The 22,474-nt window shown below is 37.2% G+C and carries 29 protein-coding genes; 12 read left to right on the top strand and 17 right to left on the bottom strand.

Annotation, left to right across the window (positions count from 1 at the left end):
* Positions 1-27: 27 nt before the first annotated feature.
* A complete protein-coding gene (locus tag ACRPLQ_RS07230; RefSeq protein WP_033580593.1) occupies positions 28-1,131 on the bottom strand; it encodes a citrate synthase/methylcitrate synthase in 1,104 nt (367 codons plus the stop codon).
* A 409-nt stretch (positions 1,132-1,540) separates the two neighbouring features.
* Between ACRPLQ_RS07230 and ACRPLQ_RS07225 the strand changes: the two genes are divergently transcribed.
* Positions 1,541-2,455: a LysR family transcriptional regulator gene (locus ACRPLQ_RS07225; protein WP_013083830.1), complete on the top strand. Its 915-nt coding sequence runs from the start codon at positions 1,541-1,543 to the stop codon at positions 2,453-2,455.
* A 232-nt stretch (positions 2,456-2,687) separates the two neighbouring features.
* Here the strand turns inward: ACRPLQ_RS07225 and ACRPLQ_RS07220 are convergent, their stop codons facing one another.
* From ACRPLQ_RS07220 to ACRPLQ_RS07210, 3 genes are all read right to left on the bottom strand, one after another.
* Positions 2,688-3,512 carry an STAS domain-containing protein gene (locus tag ACRPLQ_RS07220; protein WP_014459398.1) on the bottom strand — a complete coding sequence of 275 codons (825 nt, stop codon included), beginning with the start codon at positions 3,510-3,512 and terminating at the stop codon, positions 2,688-2,690.
* Positions 3,499-4,164 (bottom strand): cobalamin B12-binding domain-containing protein, encoded by a 666-nt coding sequence (locus tag ACRPLQ_RS07215; RefSeq protein ID WP_028414375.1) that lies wholly within the window; start codon positions 4,162-4,164, stop codon positions 3,499-3,501. Before ACRPLQ_RS07215 ends, ACRPLQ_RS07220 begins: the two co-directional genes overlap by 14 nt.
* A gap of 352 nt (positions 4,165-4,516) precedes the next feature.
* Positions 4,517-4,780: a hypothetical protein gene (locus ACRPLQ_RS07210; RefSeq protein ID WP_081732902.1), complete on the bottom strand. Its 264-nt coding sequence runs from the start codon at positions 4,778-4,780 to the stop codon at positions 4,517-4,519.
* A 154-nt stretch (positions 4,781-4,934) separates the two neighbouring features.
* On the opposite strand from ACRPLQ_RS07210, the gene ACRPLQ_RS07205 reads away from it, so the two are divergent.
* Positions 4,935-5,717: a PAS domain-containing protein gene (locus ACRPLQ_RS07205; RefSeq protein ID WP_028414376.1), complete on the top strand. Its 783-nt coding sequence runs from the start codon at positions 4,935-4,937 to the stop codon at positions 5,715-5,717.
* A 238-nt stretch (positions 5,718-5,955) separates the two neighbouring features.
* Positions 5,956-6,789 carry an STAS domain-containing protein gene (locus ACRPLQ_RS07200; protein WP_047750534.1) on the top strand — a complete coding sequence of 278 codons (834 nt, stop codon included), beginning with the start codon at positions 5,956-5,958 and terminating at the stop codon, positions 6,787-6,789.
* Between the two features lie 36 nt (positions 6,790-6,825).
* Here ACRPLQ_RS07200 and ACRPLQ_RS07195 read toward each other — a convergent pair whose 3' ends face one another.
* From ACRPLQ_RS07195 to ACRPLQ_RS07185, 3 genes are all read right to left on the bottom strand, one after another.
* Positions 6,826-7,308, bottom strand: coding sequence for a hypothetical protein (locus ACRPLQ_RS07195; RefSeq protein WP_047750533.1), 483 nt, complete (start codon positions 7,306-7,308; stop codon positions 6,826-6,828).
* 138 nt (positions 7,309-7,446) lie between these two features.
* On the bottom strand, positions 7,447-7,923 hold the full coding sequence (locus ACRPLQ_RS07190) for a hypothetical protein (RefSeq protein WP_014459392.1): 477 nt from the start codon (positions 7,921-7,923) through the stop codon (positions 7,447-7,449).
* 142 nt (positions 7,924-8,065) lie between these two features.
* A complete protein-coding gene (locus ACRPLQ_RS07185; RefSeq protein ID WP_033580588.1) occupies positions 8,066-8,830 on the bottom strand; it encodes a GNAT family N-acetyltransferase in 765 nt (254 codons plus the stop codon).
* 197 nt (positions 8,831-9,027) lie between these two features.
* Here ACRPLQ_RS07185 and ACRPLQ_RS07180 point away from each other — a divergent pair, with 197 nt between their 5' ends.
* Complete coding sequence (locus ACRPLQ_RS07180) at positions 9,028-9,291, top strand: GlsB/YeaQ/YmgE family stress response membrane protein (RefSeq protein WP_013083841.1); 264 nt, start codon at positions 9,028-9,030, stop codon at positions 9,289-9,291.
* Between the two features lie 157 nt (positions 9,292-9,448).
* Complete coding sequence (locus tag ACRPLQ_RS07175) at positions 9,449-9,634, top strand: aspartyl-phosphate phosphatase Spo0E family protein (RefSeq protein WP_028414380.1); 186 nt, start codon at positions 9,449-9,451, stop codon at positions 9,632-9,634.
* Between the two features lie 43 nt (positions 9,635-9,677).
* Here the strand turns inward: ACRPLQ_RS07175 and ACRPLQ_RS07170 are convergent, their stop codons facing one another.
* Positions 9,678-10,493: an STAS domain-containing protein gene (locus tag ACRPLQ_RS07170; RefSeq protein WP_098625890.1), complete on the bottom strand. Its 816-nt coding sequence runs from the start codon at positions 10,491-10,493 to the stop codon at positions 9,678-9,680.
* 350 nt (positions 10,494-10,843) lie between these two features.
* On the opposite strand from ACRPLQ_RS07170, the gene ACRPLQ_RS07165 reads away from it, so the two are divergent.
* Entirely contained in the window at positions 10,844-11,113 is a 270-nt protein-coding gene (locus tag ACRPLQ_RS07165; protein ID WP_013083843.1) for a GlsB/YeaQ/YmgE family stress response membrane protein, read from the top strand.
* A 280-nt stretch (positions 11,114-11,393) separates the two neighbouring features.
* On the opposite strand, the gene ACRPLQ_RS07160 is transcribed toward ACRPLQ_RS07165, so the two are convergent.
* The 4 genes from ACRPLQ_RS07160 to ACRPLQ_RS07145 all read right to left on the bottom strand — a co-directional run bounded on the left by ACRPLQ_RS07160 (position 11,394) and on the right by ACRPLQ_RS07145 (position 13,580).
* Positions 11,394-11,810 (bottom strand): hypothetical protein, encoded by a 417-nt coding sequence (locus ACRPLQ_RS07160; RefSeq protein WP_028414382.1) that lies wholly within the window; start codon positions 11,808-11,810, stop codon positions 11,394-11,396.
* 161 nt (positions 11,811-11,971) lie between these two features.
* Positions 11,972-12,136, bottom strand: a complete 165-nt coding sequence (locus ACRPLQ_RS07155; protein ID WP_165573521.1) for a hypothetical protein — start codon at positions 12,134-12,136, stop codon at positions 11,972-11,974.
* A gap of 12 nt (positions 12,137-12,148) precedes the next feature.
* Positions 12,149-12,730 (bottom strand): ATP-dependent Clp endopeptidase proteolytic subunit ClpP, encoded by a 582-nt coding sequence (gene clpP, locus ACRPLQ_RS07150; protein ID WP_033580634.1) that lies wholly within the window; start codon positions 12,728-12,730, stop codon positions 12,149-12,151.
* A gap of 427 nt (positions 12,731-13,157) precedes the next feature.
* Positions 13,158-13,580, bottom strand: a complete 423-nt coding sequence (locus ACRPLQ_RS07145; protein WP_432235837.1) for a MerR family transcriptional regulator — start codon at positions 13,578-13,580, stop codon at positions 13,158-13,160.
* Between the two features lie 254 nt (positions 13,581-13,834).
* On the opposite strand from ACRPLQ_RS07145, the gene ACRPLQ_RS07140 reads away from it, so the two are divergent.
* The gene (locus ACRPLQ_RS07140; RefSeq protein ID WP_432235836.1) at positions 13,835-14,278 is read left to right on the top strand and encodes an HIT family protein; all 444 of its coding nucleotides are present in this window, start codon (positions 13,835-13,837) and stop codon (positions 14,276-14,278) included.
* Positions 14,279-14,312: 34 nt separating this feature from the next.
* Here ACRPLQ_RS07140 and aspA read toward each other — a convergent pair whose 3' ends face one another.
* Together aspA and ACRPLQ_RS07130 are read right to left on the bottom strand one after the other, a co-directional pair.
* Positions 14,313-15,743, bottom strand: coding sequence for an aspartate ammonia-lyase (gene aspA / locus ACRPLQ_RS07135; protein ID WP_014459383.1), 1,431 nt, complete (start codon positions 15,741-15,743; stop codon positions 14,313-14,315).
* 20 nt (positions 15,744-15,763) lie between these two features.
* A complete protein-coding gene (locus ACRPLQ_RS07130) occupies positions 15,764-16,747 on the bottom strand; it encodes an asparaginase (protein ID WP_432235835.1) in 984 nt (327 codons plus the stop codon).
* Between the two features lie 267 nt (positions 16,748-17,014).
* Between ACRPLQ_RS07130 and ACRPLQ_RS07125 the strand changes: the two genes are divergently transcribed.
* Positions 17,015-17,371 (top strand): helix-turn-helix domain-containing protein, encoded by a 357-nt coding sequence (locus ACRPLQ_RS07125; RefSeq protein WP_432235834.1) that lies wholly within the window; start codon positions 17,015-17,017, stop codon positions 17,369-17,371.
* A gap of 23 nt (positions 17,372-17,394) precedes the next feature.
* On the opposite strand, the gene ACRPLQ_RS07120 is transcribed toward ACRPLQ_RS07125, so the two are convergent.
* The 3 genes from ACRPLQ_RS07120 to ACRPLQ_RS07110 form a co-directional block, all read right to left on the bottom strand.
* Complete coding sequence (locus tag ACRPLQ_RS07120; RefSeq protein ID WP_430080204.1) at positions 17,395-17,787, bottom strand: hypothetical protein; 393 nt, start codon at positions 17,785-17,787, stop codon at positions 17,395-17,397.
* Between the two features lie 131 nt (positions 17,788-17,918).
* Positions 17,919-18,089, bottom strand: a complete 171-nt coding sequence (locus ACRPLQ_RS07115; RefSeq protein ID WP_013083852.1) for a hypothetical protein — start codon at positions 18,087-18,089, stop codon at positions 17,919-17,921.
* Positions 18,090-18,375: 286 nt separating this feature from the next.
* Complete coding sequence (locus ACRPLQ_RS07110; protein WP_432235833.1) at positions 18,376-19,866, bottom strand: MFS transporter; 1,491 nt, start codon at positions 19,864-19,866, stop codon at positions 18,376-18,378.
* Between the two features lie 295 nt (positions 19,867-20,161).
* On the opposite strand from ACRPLQ_RS07110, the gene ACRPLQ_RS07105 reads away from it, so the two are divergent.
* The 4 genes from ACRPLQ_RS07105 to ACRPLQ_RS07090 all read left to right on the top strand — a co-directional run bounded on the left by ACRPLQ_RS07105 (position 20,162) and on the right by ACRPLQ_RS07090 (position 22,134).
* On the top strand, positions 20,162-20,476 hold the full coding sequence (locus ACRPLQ_RS07105) for an ArsR/SmtB family transcription factor (protein WP_013083854.1): 315 nt from the start codon (positions 20,162-20,164) through the stop codon (positions 20,474-20,476).
* A gap of 70 nt (positions 20,477-20,546) precedes the next feature.
* Entirely contained in the window at positions 20,547-20,975 is a 429-nt protein-coding gene (locus tag ACRPLQ_RS07100) for a DMT family transporter (RefSeq protein WP_028409192.1), read from the top strand.
* 12 nt (positions 20,976-20,987) lie between these two features.
* Positions 20,988-21,440 (top strand): DMT family transporter, encoded by a 453-nt coding sequence (locus tag ACRPLQ_RS07095; protein WP_013057779.1) that lies wholly within the window; start codon positions 20,988-20,990, stop codon positions 21,438-21,440.
* 238 nt (positions 21,441-21,678) lie between these two features.
* Positions 21,679-22,134, top strand: a complete 456-nt coding sequence (locus ACRPLQ_RS07090) for a hypothetical protein (RefSeq protein ID WP_028414391.1) — start codon at positions 21,679-21,681, stop codon at positions 22,132-22,134.
* The last annotated feature ends 340 nt before the right edge of the window (positions 22,135-22,474 follow it).

Raw genomic sequence — 22,474 nt, 5'->3', positions numbered from 1 at the left:
GACGTTTTTTATGTGAAATCCGATTTATTATTGATTTTGCTCAACTGGCGTATAACCGATATAAGCAGACTGAGGTCGGTAAATACGATTATTTTCTGACTGTTCTACGACATGAGCTGTCCAACCAACCACACGGCTTGCTGTGAAGGTCGGAGTGAATAGTTCAGACGGAAGCTCAACCGCTTTCATAACCGCTGCAGCGAAATATTCTACGTTGGTATAAATGCCTCTCCCCGGCTTGTATTCATTGAGTAATTCAATTGTTTTATCTTCAATTTTAACAATTAAATCAAATAGCCCGTTGTCTCCTGAGATTTGTTTCGATACTTCTTTTAATGCTTCTGCTCTTGGGTCATGTGTGCGATAAACGCGATGACCAAACCCCATGATTTTCTCTTTATTATCTAATTTTTTACGAACCCAAGGCTCAATATTCTCTTCACTTCCAATTTCATCAAACATGTTAATAACACCAGAAGGAGCTCCTCCGTGAAGCGGACCTTTCATCGCGCCAATTGCTCCGCATATAGCTGAAACCATGTCAGATTCGGTAGATGAAATAACGCGTGATGAGAAGGTTGAGGCATTCATTCCATGCTCAATTGTCAAAACAAAATAGGCGTTTAGCGCCGTAACCAAACTTTGATCTGGAATTTCTCCGTTAATCATGTATAAATAGTTTGCTACATGATCCAAATGCTCGTTAGGCTCTACTACTTCTAAATCATTCATTTTACGATACCAATAGGCAATAATGGTAGGTGTTACCGCTGTAATCGCAAGCGCCTGCTCTTTTGTCGGAGGCCAGCTGTATGAAGGGTCTCCTAACGCCGAGATACATGTGCGAAGCGCGCTCATCACTTCTGTATCTTTTGGCAAACAGTCCATTAACGCAACAATATTAGCTGGAAGCGTACGATGAGTCACCATCTCTTGTTTAAATGCTTTTAACTCATCATGATTTGGCAGCGTACCGTTCCAAATTAAATAAGAAACTTCTTCAAAAGAATAATTGATCGCCAAATCTTTTGCCCAATATCCGCGATAAATCAGCTGACCTTTCTCTCCATCAACATGCCCTACTTTTGTTTCAGCTGCAACGATTCCTTCTAGTCCTTTAACGTATGTCATCTCAACCACTCCCCCAATTATTTTTAACAAACCGGCCCTTTTTTTTATGTACGGCTCGTTTGCAGAATGAATAGACTCACCTTAGTGGTGCACTATACCATTTTATTCCTCTTTCTTAATTGTCAGAACAGTATACAAAATGAACATTTCAACACGTGTTATTTCTGCGCTCGCGGCTTTGTTTTACGGGAGAAAAAAATATTTTTTTAGGATTTTCTTCGAGGGTACTTTTTTGTTAACGCTTACAAATATGCGGGTTTCTAACGTATTTAGAGGAATTTGATGTGCTATTTTTAGATGAATCACTATTCACTTCCTTATGTAAGAGTTTACATTTATTTGAATCATAAGTAAAATAGATAAATAGAATAAATAGTATGAAAACTAAGAATACTAGTGAGGAGAATTTATGGATATTCGAGAACTGCAACATTTCATGGAAGTAGTTAATCAAAAAAGTTTCACGAAAGCAGCAGCTGCGATTCACTTGTCTCAGCCAGCATTAAGTAAAATTGTAAAAAAACTAGAAGAAGAACTCGGCGTAGACCTTTTTGATCGCTCTACTCGAAAGCTGACATTAACCGATGCAGGACAGATTGTGTACGGGCAAAGCCAAAAGCTGGTATCCACTCTTCACGAGCTGCATGCTCTGTTAGATGATTTACGAAATCTGCCTACAGGAGATATTAAAGTAGGAATTCCTCCTTTAGTAGGGACTGTCGTTTTCCCGATGATTGCAAAAAACTTTACATCAAAACATCCTCAGGTGAAATTAGAGCTTGTGGAGCTTGGCGCAAAGCGAATTGTCGAACTTGTAGAAAACGAACAAGTAGACCTTGGCATTATCGTATTGCCTATTCAAAACCCTCTTTTTCACGTCTATCCGTTTATTGAAGAAGAGTTTAATTTATACATTCATCATGAGCATCCCCTGGCAGCTAAATCAATTGTTGCTTTGAGCGAGCTTAGAGAAGAGCCGTTTGTCCTGTTCAGCAAAGATTTCTCTCTTCATGATCGCATTATTCATGAGTGCATTCAAGCGGGTTTTCATCCAAAAATAGCGTACGAAAGTTCTCAATGGGATTTGATTATTGAACTAGTCGCTTCTGAATTAGGTATTGCTATTTTACCAAAGTCCGTGTTTCCGAAAATCAATAATCCCTTTATTAAAAGTATTCCAATTGCTGCACCTACTCCAATGTGGGAGCTCGGCATCATTTTGAAAAAAGATCGCTATATGTCATATGCTACACGAGAACTTTTATCCTTCCTAGTAGACCAAGACATCATTTTGCCGTCTCATACGATGTCAGCAAACTCTTAACAAAAAAGCCTCTTCTTTCATTAGGAAGAGGCTTTTAGTCATCTTTTATATCTTTCTTCAATTTTTTTGTCATGTGATGTGGAAATAAATCAATTATTAAATGCAAGATGACGGACTCAATTCTTCAAAACTCACTAAACCCTTCAAGTATGTGATTTAATAAATGTTTAATTGTAACAAAAGAAGTGTATACAGAAAGAGGAGAAGAATAACTTTCTTCTCCTCCACCCTTTTAACTCACATTTTTATTCACAGCAATAATTTCACTTAGGTTATTCATATAAATAATTTGATCACCAAAGGTTCTATTTTTCAAAGCAGCCGTATGGTGCGGTTTCATGCCAATAATATAGCATGTGATCCCCATAAGATAGAAGGACTGCATAAAGCCTGCAAAAGCTTGAATTCCTTCGGTTGTTAATATATCTAGGCCCCCAAAGTCAAATAGAAGCGTGGTGTAATTTCCTTCATGTGCAAAGTTTTGCAAAATGGACGTATTTTCAGCTACAAGAGCTGTGTCTAAGTCTCCAAAAAGAGGTATAAGCCCTACTTTAGAGGATAATTTAATAAAAGAAGCGGACAATTGCTTAATTTTTTGTAATGATTTTTCGAGACGTTCTTTTTGTTCAAGCAGTTCAAAATCTGTATCTGCTAATCGTTTCCGATGGTCTTGAACAAGATTCGTTAGCTCTTGTATACGTTCATCTTGGCGAATACAAACTAAATGACCTATATCACTATCCCATTGAATTAAGCATTCAAACAGTGAATACGGCGAATCATTGGTTTGCATCACAAGCTCTACTTTCTGAATAGCCTGGCCTCGGCTTTGGACAAGCGTTTGCTCATCATGGGGTTCGTCTACAGACAATTCTCGAGAATCTTTTTGGCGCAAGCTTAAAAACTTTCTCGCCTTTTCTTGACTAAATACGTCTACAAGATCTAAAAAATTAGCTGAAGGCTTAAATAAATGACCTGATTGTTGCGACCATTCCAAAATATTAAATTCAGTATCCACTAGAAAGTAAGGAATTGGAACATATTCAAGCATCGACATTAACTTCCACTCCTTTGTGATAACTGATTAACCAGTTATTTAGTTGGTAAAGATCCGGAATTAGGCGTGTATGCTCAGAACAGTAAGAACGGAAATCAATTTGAGAAACTAAACGCCCTCCTACCATTACTGTTGGTCTTGATTCTAATTTGTCCAAAGTTTTGGTATATTCAGCAAGCCTCTCAATATGATAAGGAATGCTGACAGATAATCCTACCATGTGCGGCTTCCATTCTATAGCCATTTTCTCAGCGTATTCCAGAGGTAGATTGGCCCCTAAAAAGCGAGTATTCCAACCATGTTCCTCAAACAATAAAGCCACCATCTTTAAACCAATGAAGTGCTGTTCTTGTTCCAAGCATAGAAGCAGTGCCCTTGGAGCAGTGTCTGAAGCGTGTCCCTGAATTTTTTTATAAAAGCGATAGCGAGTTAGCACATAATCACACGTCGTAGTTGCAACATGCTCATCAGCTACAGAAATGATATTTTCTTCCCACATATCTCCAGTTACTCGCATTGCGGTTGTAATTAAATTTTCATAAATATCTAGGCTGTTCTTTCCCTGTTGGATTTCTTCCAGCACAACTTCCCAAGCGCTGTCTTGATCACCAGCTAATAAATAGCCTACAAATTTTTGTACTTGAGATTTCATTGTTTCACCTCAGTAAACGTAAAGCTTTTAAGAAACTTGAATAAAAGCTTCTCGTCTCTCTTTTTCAAGATCGCCTAAAATGTATACCACTTTTAGACTAACACATGTTGCCAATAGCAACAATATAAAAATACAATAATAACTTTTTATTTTACTACACTCAGTAAAACATGACTAGTATTTCTTTAAATATTCTCCTTTCCCTTTTATTTACGAAAAACACCTCGGCATTTTTTACCGAGGTGTTTTTCCAGTTGTCATCATTTCGGCTCAAAGAATGTAAGTTCGTCTCGTTCTCTTTTAAGCATTTCTACTTATCTTCCACTTTCAATAGACTTTCAAACATATGTATTTATGACTCTTCTGTTCCCACCATAATACTGATAAGATAGAGCGCTGTCATAACTGAGCCGATTGTATTGCATATCAAATGAATATATTGGCTGGTCGCCATAAACAAGTATAAACTTAGTAACAGCAGCACCGTTCCGAACAAAAAAGACCATTTAAAGAATGACAGTGGCCGCTTAAACTTTATACGCAAACAAAAAATGAGAATAAAGCCTACTAGCGCCATCACAAAGAAACTAACGTTAAATAAATTGATAGTTATCACATTTGTTCACACTCCCTTTGCCCCCCCGAAACTATTATAACATATTTTTCCTTATCTTCATTCTTTCTCTAGAAGCAAACGCGTCGAAAATTGTTTTTTAAACGTGTTTATGTCACAATATTTTTATAAAAATTCCAAGGAATGAGGGAATGCATTGACTACACCTGAAGCTCAAGATTCAAAATGGTCCATTTTAAATAAAGCCCTTCATAGTTCGCAATCTGGTATTATCGTGACGGATCCTTCTTTACCTGATAATCCAATTATTTACCTTAACCAAGGGTTTTCCCTTATGACCGGCTATAAGGAAGAAGAAGTATTAGGGGAAAATTGCCGTTTTCTACAAGGGCCTCTTACAAGCCCGCACCACGTTGATGAAATTCGCAGCGCTATAAGCCGCAATCAGTCAGTTTCTGTTACGCTTGTGAATTATCGAAAAGACGGCTCTTTCTTTCATAATCAGCTAACGATTGACCCGACATATGTAGAGGAAGAAGATAAATACTACTTTATTGGTGTTCAAAAAGACGTAACAATAGAGATTACAGCCCAGGAACAGCTTCAGCAAGCTTTAGAAGAAGTGGAAAGGCTATCCACTCCTATCGTGCCAATAGAAGAAGGAATCTCTGTTCTTCCATTAATCGGAACTTTAAACGAGCGGCGTATAGAAATGCTATTTAATAGTTTCACCTCGCGTAACACAAGCAGCAAAGATCGTTACTTAATCGTAGACGTCTCAGGGTTAGCTGGATTTAACGATTCATTCGGCCGTGATATTCTTAATATTTACAATTGGCTGAAGCTAATGGGAACTCAGCTCGTTTTAACCGGAATTTCCCCTAACATGGCCATACATATGAGCACTATAGAAGATGATATGTCCTTTATTTTAGTCTATCAAAGCATTAAAGATGCCTTACCGAAGCTAAAGCTATAAGCGCAAGAATTGGTTCTTTATGAAAAATAGTTAAAATGCATGAATAGGCTAGTTAAAAAATGTTTATTTTTTAATAAATTGGGTTTGAGAGTTTACAGTTGGGGAAAACAAGGCGTATAGGAAAATAAATGCGCTTCATAATGGATTTATTTATAAGCATCCTCACTCTAGATCAGGGGATGCTTTTATGCCTTTATTTATAAAATAACTAGACTATACATATGTAAGGAGAGTCTTCATGCATAGAAATCAGGACCTATATCATTTTTTAAAAGAACATTCTCTTCAATTAACTGAAGACTGGTACAATCAGCTCGACGATGAAAACGAGTTCTCCGTGTATTCAAGTAAAAATCCAGTAATTGTGAAAGAACTGAAGCAGCAAAATCAAGATTATTTCCAGCATTTATTTGACGTATTTATAAAAGATGAGGAATATTTTTTTTCCGATTTCCAGCAGTGGTCCGTCGAACTTGCGCGTGATCCAAAGCATTTAAGTACGCCTCTTCACTTTGTTATTCGAGAATACTTTAATTCACAAAAAATTGTCGTTAATTACTTAAAGAAGTTTATCTCTTTGCATTCAGAAGAGGTAAGCGTGGATAAGATATTTATGTGGTATGACATTATTGTTAAAGCGTTTGATCTATCTATTTATATCTTTATTCAAGAATATCATAAAAATACGCAAGAACAGCTGAACGCTCAGAAAGAGTTAATTAATGAATTAAGTTCTCCTGTGATCATGCTTCAAAACAAAGTTGCACTTCTGCCTCTTGTGGGAGATATTGGAACGGTTAAAAGTCAGTTTATTTTAGAAAACACGCTTCAGCAATGCTCGGAAAAAGACGTTGAACATTTATGTATTGACCTGCTCGGTGTAGCTACGATTGACACGATGATGGCACAAGAGATTTTTAATTTGGTAAAAGCTCTTCGTTTAATCGGGGTGCAAACAATTTTATCTGGAATTCGACCGGAAATTTCTCAAACTGCAATTCGCTTAGGGCTTTCATTTGAACAGGTCAAGACTACTTCTTCTCTTGCACAGGCGCTTAATTCTATTAGTTAAACATATGGCTCTCTATTACAGCATAGAGAGCCATATCTATGGCGTTTCAAATTTTACTGGAGTATAGTAGACGCGCCCGATTAACTTTTCACCGTTGTTATCTTTCCAGTCCGCTACGAGTATATACCGATCACTGTTACTGTGAGAGGCAGAATCTACTGTAATAGCAGATGTTTTTTTTATGTCTTTTTTTTCTACTATGTTTTCATAAATAGACTGATTGCGAATTTGTTTGTAATAAAGCGCATTAGGTTCTTTACCATCTATTTCAATGGACACTTGACCATCTTGAGAGACGGGAATACTATCTTTCATAACAATTTGTCTAAAATTTTTTCGTTCGCCAAAATCAGCTTCACATTCGGTCCAGCAAAAAAATAAAGGCTTGATGATGGCTTCTTTGCCTTCGGCTATTATTTTTATAGCGGGTGGATAAGGATCTTCAAGCGTTTCAGCTGTAGGAACCTGACATGCGGTTAATGAAAATAAACTAAATAGGATAACCACCACTTTTTTCATACTATGTCCTCCCTTTTTTGTGAACGTGGTGCACGTAAGTGAGTGGGTGCATAGTATACTCTTTCGCCTGCAACCAAAAGATTCCTTTTATAATCAACAAAAAAACAGCTGCCCATTTGTTTAGACAGCTGTTTTTTTCTATTTACTTAGCATGCTTATTTCTTTTTTCATATCTTTTTCTACATATTCCATTAAATCAGATACGTAGGTTTGAAGCGGTTTTGTTGCGTCTTTGTGATCATTCATCGTTAATTCATAAATGCTATCGATATTATCAATCATCAGTTCCATATCATCGATGACGCCCGTATGCTTATACATCGTTTTCATCGTAGGATCAAGGGAAGCTAATTCATTATATTCATAGTTTATCGTATTTGAAATATCATCGAGTTCATTGATAAATTGCTTTTTGGTTTTTTTTTCGGCCATAAGCTGATTATACTCTTTAAAAGCAGTTTGAAGGTTTTTCTGAGAGGCAGTCAATACTTTCAGCTGTTCTCGTCCTAAATAATAATCATAAATACTAGTAACAGTAAAATATCCCCCAAATGTGAGCGCGATTCCGACAACTAAACCTATCCAAAACGTGCTCGTTTTAAAAAAATGTTTCATAATGACTCCTTTTATCTGTGTTCTATGTACAACACTAGCTCATGCTGCTGCTTTTTCCTAGGATACACCAAAAACGAAGTGGAAGCTACACTTTTTTAAAATTTTGTCGAATTTTGTCTCTTGTTTCACAAGCTTCAGCACATTATTTTCCATCTCTATTTCTCCATCTGTATACATCAAATTCGTTAACCGCTGTAAAACCAAGTTTTTCATAGGCTGGCTTTCCTGCACTTGTAGCATGCAAAATACACGTATCTGCCTGTTTTTTTGCTTCAGTAAGAACTTCCTTCAAATAGGCGATAGCCAGGCCTTTTCTCCTCATATGTCTAGCTGTAGTGATACAGTACAAACCCACTGTACCGTCATAAAAAAAGAGAGACCCAGCTACAGCTGGCCGGTTGTGATAAAGACCCAAATATAAGTGATATTGGTCAGTGTGCTGCATAAGCTCCCTAAACCTTTCAAGAAAGTCAGCTTGATATTCTTTTGGTTTTTGATAGCCGTCTATGTATACCGTTATCCATTCTTTCAATTCAGCTTCTGTGTGCACTCGCTTACATTGAAACCCTTCTACTCCTGTGTGTACGTATTCTTTTTCTTGAATGTGCTGAATCATTCCGATCCATTTTTCATAAGGAACAAATCCATTTTTATGAAGAACTGGACCAAGGTTATCATATGAAGATGGACCAACAATCCATAGAGGTTCTTCCCCTTCCGAAGAGCACATCCCTAACGCAGTCTCAATATGACGGGTTCCTGCATATATGCCGCGATTATAAGGAGATGCAGAAATCCATTTCATTTCTGGTGTATCCACCTTCACAGATTTCTTCGTATGCTGAAAATACATCCAGTGCTGAATCAAGTGCTGTTCTACTATATCGCTTTGATTTTTTATTTTCACTTCATGTCTCCTTTCTCTTCTAAACTATGTTCCTTTTTCTATTATATACTAGTTAGTCTATTTTCTATGACTCTATCCCAGTTCTTAAGTCCTTTTCCAAGTTTTTTTATTTTTTTTGTTATTCTATGAATAGTTTTCTTTTAAGTGGGGTACTAACCTATATAAGCAATACATCATTAAAAAGGAGGATGATATTTATGTCATTTTTATGGGCGCTTATTGTAGGTGGTATTATTGGGTGGCTTGCCGGATTAATTACGGGAAGAGACGTTCCAGGAGGTATTATTGGTAACATTATTGCTGGTTTTATAGGTTCTTGGTTAGGTTCAGCTATCTTTGGAAGCTTCGGACCAGTTGTAGGTGGATTTGCTATTATTCCTGCCATTATCGGATCAATCATTTTAGTATTAATCGTAAGTTTCATTATGAGAAAAATGCGTGGTAGTCATAAACATGCATAATAAATTATTATATTAGAAAAAGAACCTCTGTTGAAAAAGAGGTTCTTTTTTTATATGGAAAATTCTTAAGATTTACTATTTTTAATTTCATAATATTGAAAAATAAACCTATTAATGTTAATTTAACCATAATCACTATAAAAAAAGAGGAATTAACATGCTGCTTTCAACCCATCAAAAAGACAAATCCATGTACCAAATACTAATAGAAGAAATCGAACAGACACGAACGTTGATGATTCAAACGGCTGTCCGTGAAGGAATGACAAGTCCTAACACACTTCAAGTTAGTCAATCATTAGATGCTTTGTTAAATAAACTTCAAATTTTCTTCTACCAATAAAAGCCCATGAATATGTAACCATATCATGGGCTTTTGTTTTATATTAGTCCGCTTGATTAACATATTCCACTGCTTGGTGAAGGCTACTGAAAGTCGTAATATCAGCCAAATCTAACCCTAAGTTCACCATCGTCTGAGCAATTTCAGCACGGATACCGCTTAAAACCACTTGAATTCCTAATAATCTTAAAGCACCGATTACTTTAAAAATTTGGTCCGCTACCATTGTATCAATAATTGGAACCGCATATAAATCAATAATCAACCAATTTAGCTTGTACTCGCTGCCGTGCTGAAGGGCATTTTCCATTAAAATTTGAGCCCGATTTGTATCTAAATCGCCAACAAGAGGAATCACGCCAATTTCTTTCGTAATGCGTACTACAGGAATTGAAAGTTCATCAATTGCATAGCGAGCGGATTGGATTTTGTTTGCAAAGTCGGTCATATATGATTTACTAACCCAGTGCACGGCCTTATCCACTACTACGTTGAAACGAGAAATAACTTGATAGAAGGCATCAAACGTAAACGTTTCAGCTTTTGCTTCTTCTTTAATAATTTCTCCGATAATATTTCGGTAATAGCTAATTTCTTCTAATGCTACATCTAACGGAAGCTGAAGGGTAACGAGTAAATTCGCTACTTCTCTTCCCCATTCCTCAAGCACTTCAAAGTTTTTTGTATCATTTGTTGATACAGAATCAGCGTATATTTTAATTAAATGAACGCGCCACGGTTCTAACTGTTGTTGAATATCTTTGTCTTCATCTTGTTTTTGTTTCGAGAACTCTTCTTTTTTTTCTAGAATTAAATTCGTAATGTGTTTAAGCTTTTTATCTAATAATAATGACTCCATATTGTTCTCCCGTTAAGAATTTGTTTATTTAAAATGATATCACAAATACCGTTAAAAAAAGTAAAACTAGGGGAAAAAGCTTTAAAAAGTGAACCGGATGTCCCTTTTTACGAATAGAATGAGCTAAATTGAATCTAAAACGTACATAAGCTGAACTTCTCTCCTTTATTTTATCGTTACATTCACGGTGAATTCTCATACATAACTCTTCAATTTAATGTTGGGCTATCTTAGCATATATGATAAATAGATGAAAAAATGTAAAAGGGTTTGCAGCAAGCATGTCGCATGACAAAATGTGTTTTAGGAAAGACTGAAAAGGAATTCCCTATAAAAAGGAGGTTAGGTATATGTCATTTATTTGGACGCTTATTGTTGGAGGACTTATCGGGTGGCTCGCCGGTGTGTTAACAGGACGAGATGTTCCAGGTGGAATTATCGGAAACATCATCGCTGGGTTCATTGGAGCATGGTTAGGCTCTCTAATTTTTGGAGATTTCGGTCCAGAGATCGGCGGATTCGCAATTGTTCCTGCAATTATTGGTGCTGTTATTTTAGTTTTAATTGTGAGTTTTGTTTTACGCAAAATGCGCGGAAATAATAATCATCGACACGCCTAAATAAAAAAGAGAAATCAGCGTCTTGATTTCTCTTTTTCCCTTACTTCTTATAGCAAAATGTTTTAATAATGGACCTACCTGTAAGTGTAATTCTTTATGGCTACATTTAATAATTGCTGTTTGTCACCTCTTACATTTAATATTTCTACACCCTCATATCAAGCGCGTTAGTAATGAGCACCTCTGTCCCTTCGAGGTCATCAAGCATATCAGTGAAGATAGCTTCAATATGAACAAATGCAGTTTTAGCTTTCATTAGACATTGTTTTATAGCTGCTTCCTATTTCGGTTCTACTAGTTCAATAAATGACCTTGCTTGTTTGCCCTTTAACTGTGCGTAGTGTGTATCTGTAGCTAATTCAACGGTTTCGTTGTCTAAGTTGACCCACATCCGATAAGATTGTACCTTTATATCCTTTTTGGTTTCTACCGGTTCAAAGTGAAGAATGTAGTTAGGTTTTCGAATCATTTCAGCTTTTTCTTCTCTCCAGGATACATCTTTTAACCACTGCTGCACTTTCTGCACTTGATTTTGGTCTTTCATTTTAACCGCATGGCCATATTGATTATCGGCTATGTATTTTTCGATTACGAGCTTTTGTTCAACAGTACCGCTTGAAGCACTGCTTTGCTGACATCCTGTGATCACCCAACAAATAGCAATGAGAACTACTAATCCAGACCATACTTTTTTCATTTACATCTACCTTTCTTTTTGTAATTGAAATGAGATGTTCTTGCTGAATGATGCTACCAGCTGCTCGTTTTTAAATCTCTTTTTGCATTCTCTTTTCTTCCTATAAATCCCTGCTTCATTTGCTCAAAAAAACTGAATCCCCGAAAGGATCCAGTTTTTCGTTACGATTCGACATCTTCTATGACATGAACAGCGCGAATAGCGGCGTTTACTTTTGTATGTTGAACGTATTCTTTTGCTTCGTGTATCGTCATTGCTTCTACTTCTTGGTAATAAATCACGTTTCCCCATTCATATTCTACTGAATAACGATTTGACTTTTCCACATGGTATCCTCCTTATTGATGAACTAAAATTTGATCAATCAAGCCATATTCTTTTGCTTCATCCGCTGTAAAGAATGTATCTCGATCAGTGTCTTTATTAATCGTTGACAGCGATTGTCCTGTTCGTTCAGACAGAAGTTCATTTAGGTGGTCTTTTAAGCGCAAAATACGCTTCGCTCGAATTTCAATTTCAGCTGCTTGTCCTTTTGCTCCTCCTAGCGGCTGATGAATCATCACTTCGCTGTTAGGAAGAGCAAAACGTTTCCCTTTTTGACCGCCCGCTAGTAAAACTGAACCCATAGATGCTGCTAGCCCTATACACAATGTACTTACATCTGCACTTATAAGCTGCATCGTATCAAAAATAGCCATGCCCGCTGTAATGGACCCTCCCGGTGAATTAATATAAATGCTAATATCTTTTTCTGGGTTTTCTGCATCTAAAAATAAAAGCTGAGCGATAATGCTAGTAGCCACCTCATCCGTAACTTCACCTGTGAGCATAATCACTCGGTCGAGCAACAGCCTTGAATAAATGTCATAGGCACGCTCTCCTTTACTTGTTTGTTCTACTACATAGGGAGTTAAGTTCATGTGACCGCCTCTTTCCACTGAATTAATACGAGCAAATTTTTTCACTTTTGCACTGACTTCTTGATTTAAAAATGAATCCCCTATCAAATCTTCATCGGTAAATTTAATCATTAGAGAATGTCTTTCTTGCTGTATATGCAAGTGTTCATCGCGGTAAGTCACCGCAACTGCAATCTCTGCCTGTGGATATAAAACGGTCTCTTCCGTGTAGAGCTCTATTAATAAAGGTTCATCGTCAATATGTTTTACTTCGATTTGTCCTTGTGGGTTTTCACAGTACCCATTTAAGTTTCTTGTTTTGAACAAACCTTGGGGCAGCTGAATATCAATCGTGATGTTTTTAACTTTTATTTGCGATCGTTCAAATGTAATACATAGGTGGTTCATTCCTTCTTCTTTTTCCATTACTGATTTTGCTATGGCTAATTTAATCATGCGATGAATGATCCTTTAAAATCTGAGTAACAGACTCAATTACTTTTTGCCGTACGTCTTCTGATAAATTCCGATTCATAGCGACAAACACATCTTCATTGACTTGATGCATTTCTTGATTTTGAATTTGTTTGCTTTGGTAAAGAGGGAGCTGCGCACCTATACTTTTCACTTCTTCCACACTCATTGAACGCAGCGTTTCTTGAATGGAAGCTAGTGACTCCCCTGCTTTTGATAATGTTAAAGCGGCTCGAAAGTAATGAACATGCTGATCTGTATAGACGCGCTTATTTCCCACTAGCTCCAGCGGAGGAACAATTTCTATTTGCGTGTAATACCGCACCGTACGCAGGTTCAAGTCCGCACCTTCATTGTTTAATAATTCCGTAATTTGCTTGCCTGTATATGTTTTCAAACAATCCCCCCTTTTCAGTTACAGTTAACTGTTACACTGTCATTATACTGTAAAGATATTTATTTTACAATTAAAACCATGGTAAATTTCAGATAAAGAAGCAAAGCCTATAAATAAAAAGAACGAACCAAAGAGCCCAGGTCATATACCCGGGCTCTCTTTACTAAGCGAAAAAACAACTGTGTATATTTCAATCTATTCCTCCTGACACTTCTCGTGCTACACTTTAGTTATCTTAAAAAAGGAGAGAACATATGATCGGGAATCCAAGTATAGATTGCTTAGGGTGTCGATTAGCAAATAACCAAGAAAAATCGCATATGATATTTGAAGATTCGTTTGTGACATGCCTGCTAGACCACAAGCCGTTTAACGAAGGACACCTCTTAATTCTTCCTAAAGCACATATAGTGGAAATCGACGAATTTGATACTGAACACATACTAGCCGTGATGAATGCAGCGAAGCTAATGACAAAAGCAGTTAAGACGCTTTTTATTCCAGACGGAGTTACTCTCTCTCAAAACGGGGGTATGTTTAACGAGTTAACTCATTTTCACATGCACATCGTTCCGAGATATAAAGAGGAGTGTTTCGGAGATTTTTATACGCAAATTCCCGAATATGCTGAAAATGATGACGTCTTGGCTGCAACAGCTCAGAAAATGCGCCGCGTCATTCAGCAAATGTCTTTATAAAAAAAAAACGGCCTCCTTATGGAAGCCGTTCTCTTTATTGACGATCAAATAATGAACTTCCTGCAATACCAGGGTTCGTCATTTCAAATGGATTTAAAATGAGATCTAATTCCTCTTCTGTTAACACATCGTATTGAAGGCAAAGCTCACGAATTGGTTTTCCTGTTAAAATCGCTTCACGCGCAATACGCGATACGACTTCATAGCCTAAGTGAGGGTTAACAGCTGTAATAATCCCTACGCTTTTTTCTACATATTCTTTCATCCGCGTTTCGTTTGCTTCAATTCCTGCTAGACAGTGATCTGTAAAGCTTCTGAAACCGTTGTTCATGATGCTGATTGATTGAAGTAAATTAAATACAAGCACAGGTTCCATGACGTTAAGCTCCATCTGGCCTGCTTCTGAAGCAAGAGAGATCGTTTGGTCATTTCCCATTACTTGAAACGCAATTTGATTGATTAATTCAGCCATAACCGGATTTACTTTTCCTGGCATGATTGAAGAACCAGGCTGACGAGCAGGAAGGCTAATTTCACCTAGGCCTGCACGAGGACCTGATGCCATTAAACGCAGGTCATTGGCAATTTTAGACATATTCGTCATACAGATTTTAAGCGCCGCAGATACTTCTGTATAAGCATCTGTATTTTGAGTAGCGTCCACTAAATGCTCTGCATGTACAAGCGGCAGACCGCTGATATCGGCTAAGTGTTTGACTACATTTTCAATATAGCGAGGATCTGCATTTAAGCCTGTTCCAACAGCTGTCGCTCCCATATTTACTTCATGCAAGTGGTCACGCGTCGCGCTAATACGCTTAATGTCGCGCGCTAACACGCGGCTGTATGCTTCAAACTCTTGACCAAGACGAACGGGTACAGCATCTTGAAGATGCGTACGGCCCATTTTAATCACATGATCAAATTCTTGGGCTTTTCGTTTAAATACATCATGCATATCATTCATTGTAACAAGAAGTTTATTTAATAAGTTCAGCGTTGAAATATGGATAGCCGTTGGAAATACATCATTTGTTGACTGAGACATATTCACATGGCTGTTAGGACTTAATTTACCGTATTCGCCTTTATTGTCTCCCATAATTTCAAGGGCACGGTTTGCAATCACTTCATTAGCATTCATATTCATTGACGTTCCTGCTCCGCCTTGAATAGGATCCACAATAAAGTATTCATGCCACTGACCTGCTAAGATTTCATCAGCTGCTTGCACAATCGCATTTCCAATACCTTCATATAAGCGCTTTGTATCCATATTTGCAAGCGCTGCCGCTTTTTTTACGATAGCAAGCGCTTTAATCATTTCTTCATGTACTTTATAACCCGTAATCGGGAAATTTTCTACGGCACGTGCGGTTTGTACACCGTAGTATACGTCTGCTGGAATTTGTTTTTCTCCTAGAAAATCAGCTTCTGTACGATATCCTGCTGTTTCTTGTTTCATAGCTGTACCTGCTTTCTTTTTTAATTAATATCTTCTGCAATCGACGTTTCCATCATCTTTTTCACTTGGTGAGGGTCTTTGGTTTGTCCGAGCACCCACATTAATTTAGGAACAATGGCTTCTGTGTTCATGTTTTTTGAGCGAACGACGCTGTCATGATTAATCATTCGGCCTACTTCATAAATGCCCATGTCTTCTCCTTCTTCAAGGCACTGAGTAGTAATGACAACGGATACACCGTGATTTGTCAATTCAACAAGCTTGGCTAAAATATTGCGAACTTGAAATGGAATTCCTCCACTTCCATAGCTTTCAACAACAACGCCTTGATATACATCTTTTAATCCATCGAAAAATTCAGGCTTAATTCCGGGAAACAGTTTGACAACTGCCACATCCGTACAAAGAGATGTATTAAGCGTCAACTCTTCTTTACTAGAGCCAACCGATTTTGTATATTCCACCGTATTATCATGGATAGACGCCACGTATGGATAGTTAATGCTTTCAAATGCATCATAACTTTTTGTACGAAGCTTAATTGCTCTTGTGCCTTGAATCACACGACCGTCAAAGACTACATAGACTCCGCCTGTTTCCTCACATGCAAAGCGAATCGCATCTGCAATATTGCGCTTCGCGTCCGTTTTACTAAATGAAATAGGAATTTGAGATCCTGTAATCGCAATTGGTTTTTTAGAATGCTGAAGCATGTAAGAAAGAGCTGCCGATGTGTAGGCCATTGTATCTGTTCCATGGGTAATAACAAAACCATCGTATTCATTATAATGCTCTTCAATCGCTTTTGCCATCTCTATCCAACATTCAGGCTGCATATTTGTACTATCAAGATTCATAAGAGATTTGCTGTCAATTTGACAATGTTCATTTAAATCAGGTATGTAGCTTAGTAATTGATCTGGCTCCATTCCAGGAACAAGTCCATTTTCACCTTCAAGTGAAGCGACCGTTCCGCCAGTTGATAACAATAATAGTTTTTTCAAAACCGACATCCCCTTTGCTTAATTTCTGTAAAAAAACCTGACAATCTATCAAATAAATTATATTCATTTCGCGTACTTCACCTGTAATTATAGTAACCCAAATTCAATAAATCAAGAGAAAAATTATTCGTTTCGCGTACACTTTTCTCTACGGCAATGATATAATGAATAAAAATGTAAATTAGCTCACGGTTTGATTCCAAAGATCTGCGCGCGAGCTGAATGCCTCGGTTTTTTACATACTACACCTACAAAGGAGCGTCATGAATGTTAAGCAGATTAGCTCAACTCAGGAAAGAAAAAAAATGGTCTCTTCAATATACAGCTGACCAGCTTGAAATTGCTAAAAGCACCTACGCAGGATACGAATCTGGCTATCGTCGTCCTTCTCTTGAAGCACTCGTTACAATCGCAGAACTATTTGATACATCAACAGACTACTTGCTAGGTAAGGAAAAGGAACCTCATTCTCCTTCAGATGCACCCATCGAATTAACATCGCCTCAGACTCATAGAATTACGGTCGACGGTGCGGAACTATCTCAAGAAGAAATTCAGCAGCTGGCGGCCTTTATTCGTGCTAAAAGACAAATTGAAAAAGAAACTGCACCTTCTTCAATTTAAAGAAGATTAGAAGCAGGTTGCTTCTAATCTTCTAGCTGCATGGCTAAATAGGCTACTACTTCTTTTGTTATTTCCTCTTCTGTTTCTTCCATCAGCTCTCCGGTTATCTTGCTACCTGGGAGCTTCTTCGAAGAACGAATGCCCAAAAATGTGCGTACACAGTGCCAGATAGGAATAAAAAGACCATCTAAAAACTCATCTTTTTCTAAAATACCCACTTGAATAGTGGCGTGATAACCAGGGTGAAAAGGATTTTCCCCTTCACGGATCACATCTACAGAGATCTCCATCCCCTTTTTTTCAAAAGCTTCTTTATATTGTTCATATATGGATTTAAGAAGTTCTTGCATAGACCTTTCAACCTTATGTATATGCTTTTCTAACTGCGGCGTAAATTGTTTTGCGGTGTATTCCATCTATTTCCCCCTTCTTTCGGTTCCCTATCTATTATTTTATTGTATCATAAGAAAAGCGTTCGTCTGTCTAGCAGAAAACCCCGCTTTTTTGTAGAAAAGCGGGGTTCATACATACCTTTATTAGCAATAGCCTACATTGCTTTATCTTGTTTAGAAGATGATTTTAATTTTTTATTTTTAGTTGGATCTGGCTCATTAGAAGACATGATGATGTTTCCTTCGCCGTTGCACACTTTGCACTTTATCAATCCAAATTTCTTACCGGCTCCTTGGCATTGTGGACAAACATATCGAATTGGCATAAACTGTACCTTCCTTTTTTCTAATTTATACCTGCGCCTTGAAAGCGCCTGTGGTTAGTTTATAGTTTCATTATAAATTGTACAATCCACCCTATCAAGACGTGCCAAATTGCACATCTTTGATGGCAAGAAATTCTTCCTTTCTAAAATTCACCTAAAAAATGAGTCGATAGGCAGGAGAATTTCTATTGTTGTTAAAAGGCAATACGTCAGAGGAAGTTTCTTATTGGATATAATTAGCGAATCCCCGCGCTAAAAATTTTACTTTTTTTCGTGAATCTAAAGGCTAAACAACCGTTTTATCTCGAATTTCTTTTGAAATGGTTACGTCTTTCCAAAGCTGTTCGTATTTATAGCCCGTTAAACTTTCACAAACCGCTTTCGCTTCAGGAGTAACGGCGGTCGCCGGGCCCCCCTTTTTTCTTCTTTCAATTTCAGCTAATAAAATTTTGTGATTTTTCGGACTTATTTTAAACCATATGGTTGCTATAATTCCCATGAGAATCAAAATAGCAGGTACAATCATGAACAGCTTTTGTAAGCCGGCTAGCGTAGACGCTGACTGCTCGGCATTTGGTACATAGCCAATATTCTTTAAGGCAATACCAACAAGAAAAATCGCAAGCGCCTGAGACGATTTTCGAATAAATGACATCAGCCCTGCATACACGCCTTCTCGTCTTTTTGTCGTAATCATCTCATCTACATCTGATACAAACGGCAGTACATTCCATGGAATCATGATCGCTCCCGAATGACCGCTTCCTAAAAAAAATGCCGCTAAGTAAATAAGAACTAACGAGCTATCTGTTGTTAGGAAACTGAATAAAATAATGCCCGTTCCCCAAATGACCATGCTGAAGTTATAGGTTAATTTATTTCCTAACTTAATGGCTATGTACGTAACAAGAGGAATAAATAGCACTTGTGTAATTTGCACAAAGCTCAGGGTATCTGCATAAATCGCTTCGCGCAGCATGTAATAGGCAATAAAATAAAAGAAAAGAGCATTAAATACATCCATGGCAATGTAAGATGCTAAATACATGGCAAGATACACGTTAAACGACTTGTTTTTAAAGGCACTTCCAAAACTGATAAACAGCTGCTTAAATTCTAGCCAAAATCCGTTTTTCTTTTTTCGTTCCACTACTTCTCCACTATCCCATGTTCCTTTGTAAACAAAAATCCATGGAAGAGCAAAAAGAAGACCAAAGATAATGCCCATGATTAAATATCCTTGTCCACCTGGAAACGCATCAATGATTCGTTTCGGGAAAAAAGCACCTAAAAATGAAGCCCCTTGTGAAAAGCCCATGCGTATTCCCGTCATTTTCGAACGAATACTATAATCTGTCGTCATTTCTGCTGCTAGCGTGTTGTAAGGAACCATCACCATACCAAACGCCGTGTTAAATAAAAGATAGGCTAAAATAAAATAGGTGTATTTAAACATATGTGAGCCTTCAATAGGAATCCACAGCATATTGAACGTGATGGCAACTGGAATGATTCCAAAAAGAAAAAAGACTCTTCTTCGTCCTTTTTTTGTCTGAAGATGATCAGATATGTACCCAATGGTTGGATCTAACAAAGCATCCCACACTTTTCCAAGAGCTACAATCGTTCCTGCTTCTACAGGAGAAAGCCCGACTACATCCGTTAAAAACACCATAAACAATGTGCCGATAATAAAAAAGGATCCTCCGCCAAACAAATCCCCAAATCCATACGCGACCATATTACGAAAGCGCACTTGTTTTGTTTTCCCTTGCATATGCAGCCCTCCCCCTGAGTAAATAGACTAGCTTCTTTTGTTATTCACTTTTTTCTATTTTACTAAACTATTCCTTGAAAAATAAGGAATATGTCATCTGTTCTACTCACAAAAATAAGATGCTTTCTACTTATATAAGTAGAAAAATAGCTGGGTAAAACGTTCTTCTTTATGTCCTATTATAAGTTGACTTTTTGTTCACAGCTGTTATAATTCAACCCATTGCTAGTTATTTAGCTATAAAATGCAAACTTGAACATTTGACATCTGAGCTGTGACGAATAAAATAATAAGTATGAAACCTATTGATATCTTTAAAGCATTATCTAATGAAACTCGATTAAATATATTAGAGTGGTTAAAAGAACCTGAAAAGCATTTTAAAGACAAACAAGCACATTTGCCTAAGGAGGTCAGCAGCAGAGGCGGTGTTTGCGTGGGAGATATTCAAGAAAAAGCTCAGCTGTCTCAGTCAACAGTATCCAGCTATCTTTCCATGATGCAAAAAGCAGGTTTGTTAGAGTCAATTCGGCACGGTCAATGGACATACTATCGCCGAAACGAAGAGACGCTTCAAGAGCTTTCTTCATTCTTACGAAAAAAACTTTAACGAGTTTTTTTCACTCATTATATCTATTTTTCTAGATATATAAATATAAAGAAATATTGGAGTGATAAACGTGAAGTTGTTGGTTTATTTAGTTGCGGTTTTAGGCGGCGCTGCTTTAAGTATGGAAGGCGCCATTGCCGGAGAACTCGGAAAAACAGTTGGAAAACTTGAAAGCAGTTATTATATTTTTATCATGGGAACGCTCATTTTAGGTCTGACCACTTTATTTGCTGGAAAGGGAGATTTACCTTACGTCTTAAAAGCGCCTAAGTGGAATTTAACCGGTGGATTATTAGGTACGGTTTATTTAACGATTCTAGTGATTAGTATCCCCTTTATCGGAATTGGCGTTTCAATGGTTGCGGTTATTGTGGGCCAAATGATTACAAGCATGATCATTGAGCATTTTGGTTGGCTTGGCAGCAGCAAAATTAAAATTAACAAAGAACGCGTAATGGCTATTGTATGTATGGGAATTGCGCTTGTACTTATTTTCTAGGAGGGTTTTACAATGAGTTTATTGATGGTGATACTTACCTTAATAGGAGGATTAACGCTAAGCGCTCAGTCTTCTATTAACGGTACTTTAAGTAAAAAAACAGGTACGTTTGAAACAGCTTTTTTAACCTTTGCAACAGGTGCCATGATTTTAACGATTGTCGTGGTCTTCTTTGGACAAGGAAACATTCTCTCTGTTTTTGATGTCCCTAAATGGCAGCTTACTTGCGCTTTATTCGGAGCATCTTATTTGTTTCTAACCGTTTTAGCCGTTCCTAAAATTGGCGTAACAGCAGCTAATATTTCAACTGTTATCGGTCAGTTATTTGCAAGTATGATTATCGACCATTTTGGCTGGTTTGGAAGCAAAGAAGTACCCTTTGATCTATCCCGCTGGATTGGTGTAGCATTTATGTTATTAGCTCTTTATTTTATTTTCAAAGGCAATAAGAAAACAGCAGCATAAAATATTCATGAAAATAGCCAAGTGTCCCTATGTAAAGGCGCACTTGGCTATTTTTGTACGTAAGCCTCGTTTGAATTTTCAATCAATTATTTAGAACATATTTTATTTAAACGAAATTGATTTTTAATCAGGTGAATTTCACAAAAAACTGTGCATACCTTCATGCCTTTGTTCAAAAGATAAAGATGCAGATCTAGAAAATCAGCTACATAAACGAACAGGTAAGGTGGGTTTTTTCGTGGGAAAATTTTTGTTTTTAGCAGCATTTGTCTTTTTTTGTTTTACGCTTTCCATTTCCGCAGAAGAAAATATACCAGAAGAAAATATAGAATCACACGTAAGTCAGCCTGTTGTAAAAGATTTTATTTATCAATCTCTTGAACCTTGGGTACATCAAGATATTACTTCTCATTATGAGAAGGTGTACGGTAAACAGCATAAAAAAGTAAAAGTTCGCCCGATTAAAAAAGATGATATCGGAATACAAATGGGTGAAATACAGCCAGGTAAAGGCGGTAAGTTCACTCATATTGTGCGGGTAAAAATCTTAAACTTGAAAGTAAAACCTGAGGGAGAAGATGAATTCTTTGCAACGGATACGCTTATTTACAAAGTGAATATCAACGACCTTTCTGCTGAAAATGATGTAGAAAACGTCGTAAAATTACTCGAGTATAAACATCAAGAAAGATAAAGGCTCAAAAAGCCAATTCTTACTCCTTTTGAAGGTATTTATTCCGCTATTCAAAAGGGGCTTTATTATGAAGTGTGTTTTCTCTTCACAATTTTAGGGAATATAACTACCACTTATCCCCTAATTTTTTCATATTGCTAGTGCATAAGATACGAACTTGATAACTTTTTGTCGGTTTTTATCTATTTCTGTAGGGTTTCTTGTAGGATGAAAAAGAAAGTAAAGCGCTTTAATTGCTATGACAGAAAGGTTGAGGATAGCTGTCCTGCATAACTGGAAATCAATAGGTATTAAGAACTGCATGTAACGACAAAAGTTGACAGCTAAAGATTTCAGAATA

The organism is Priestia sp. TRN 1309, assembly GCF_050846875.1.
In the GTDB taxonomy this organism is placed as follows: domain Bacteria; phylum Bacillota; class Bacilli; order Bacillales; family Bacillaceae_H; genus Priestia; species Priestia zanthoxyli.
Note: the sequence above shows the minus strand (reverse complement) of the source record. Positions and strands in the feature narration are given on the sequence as shown.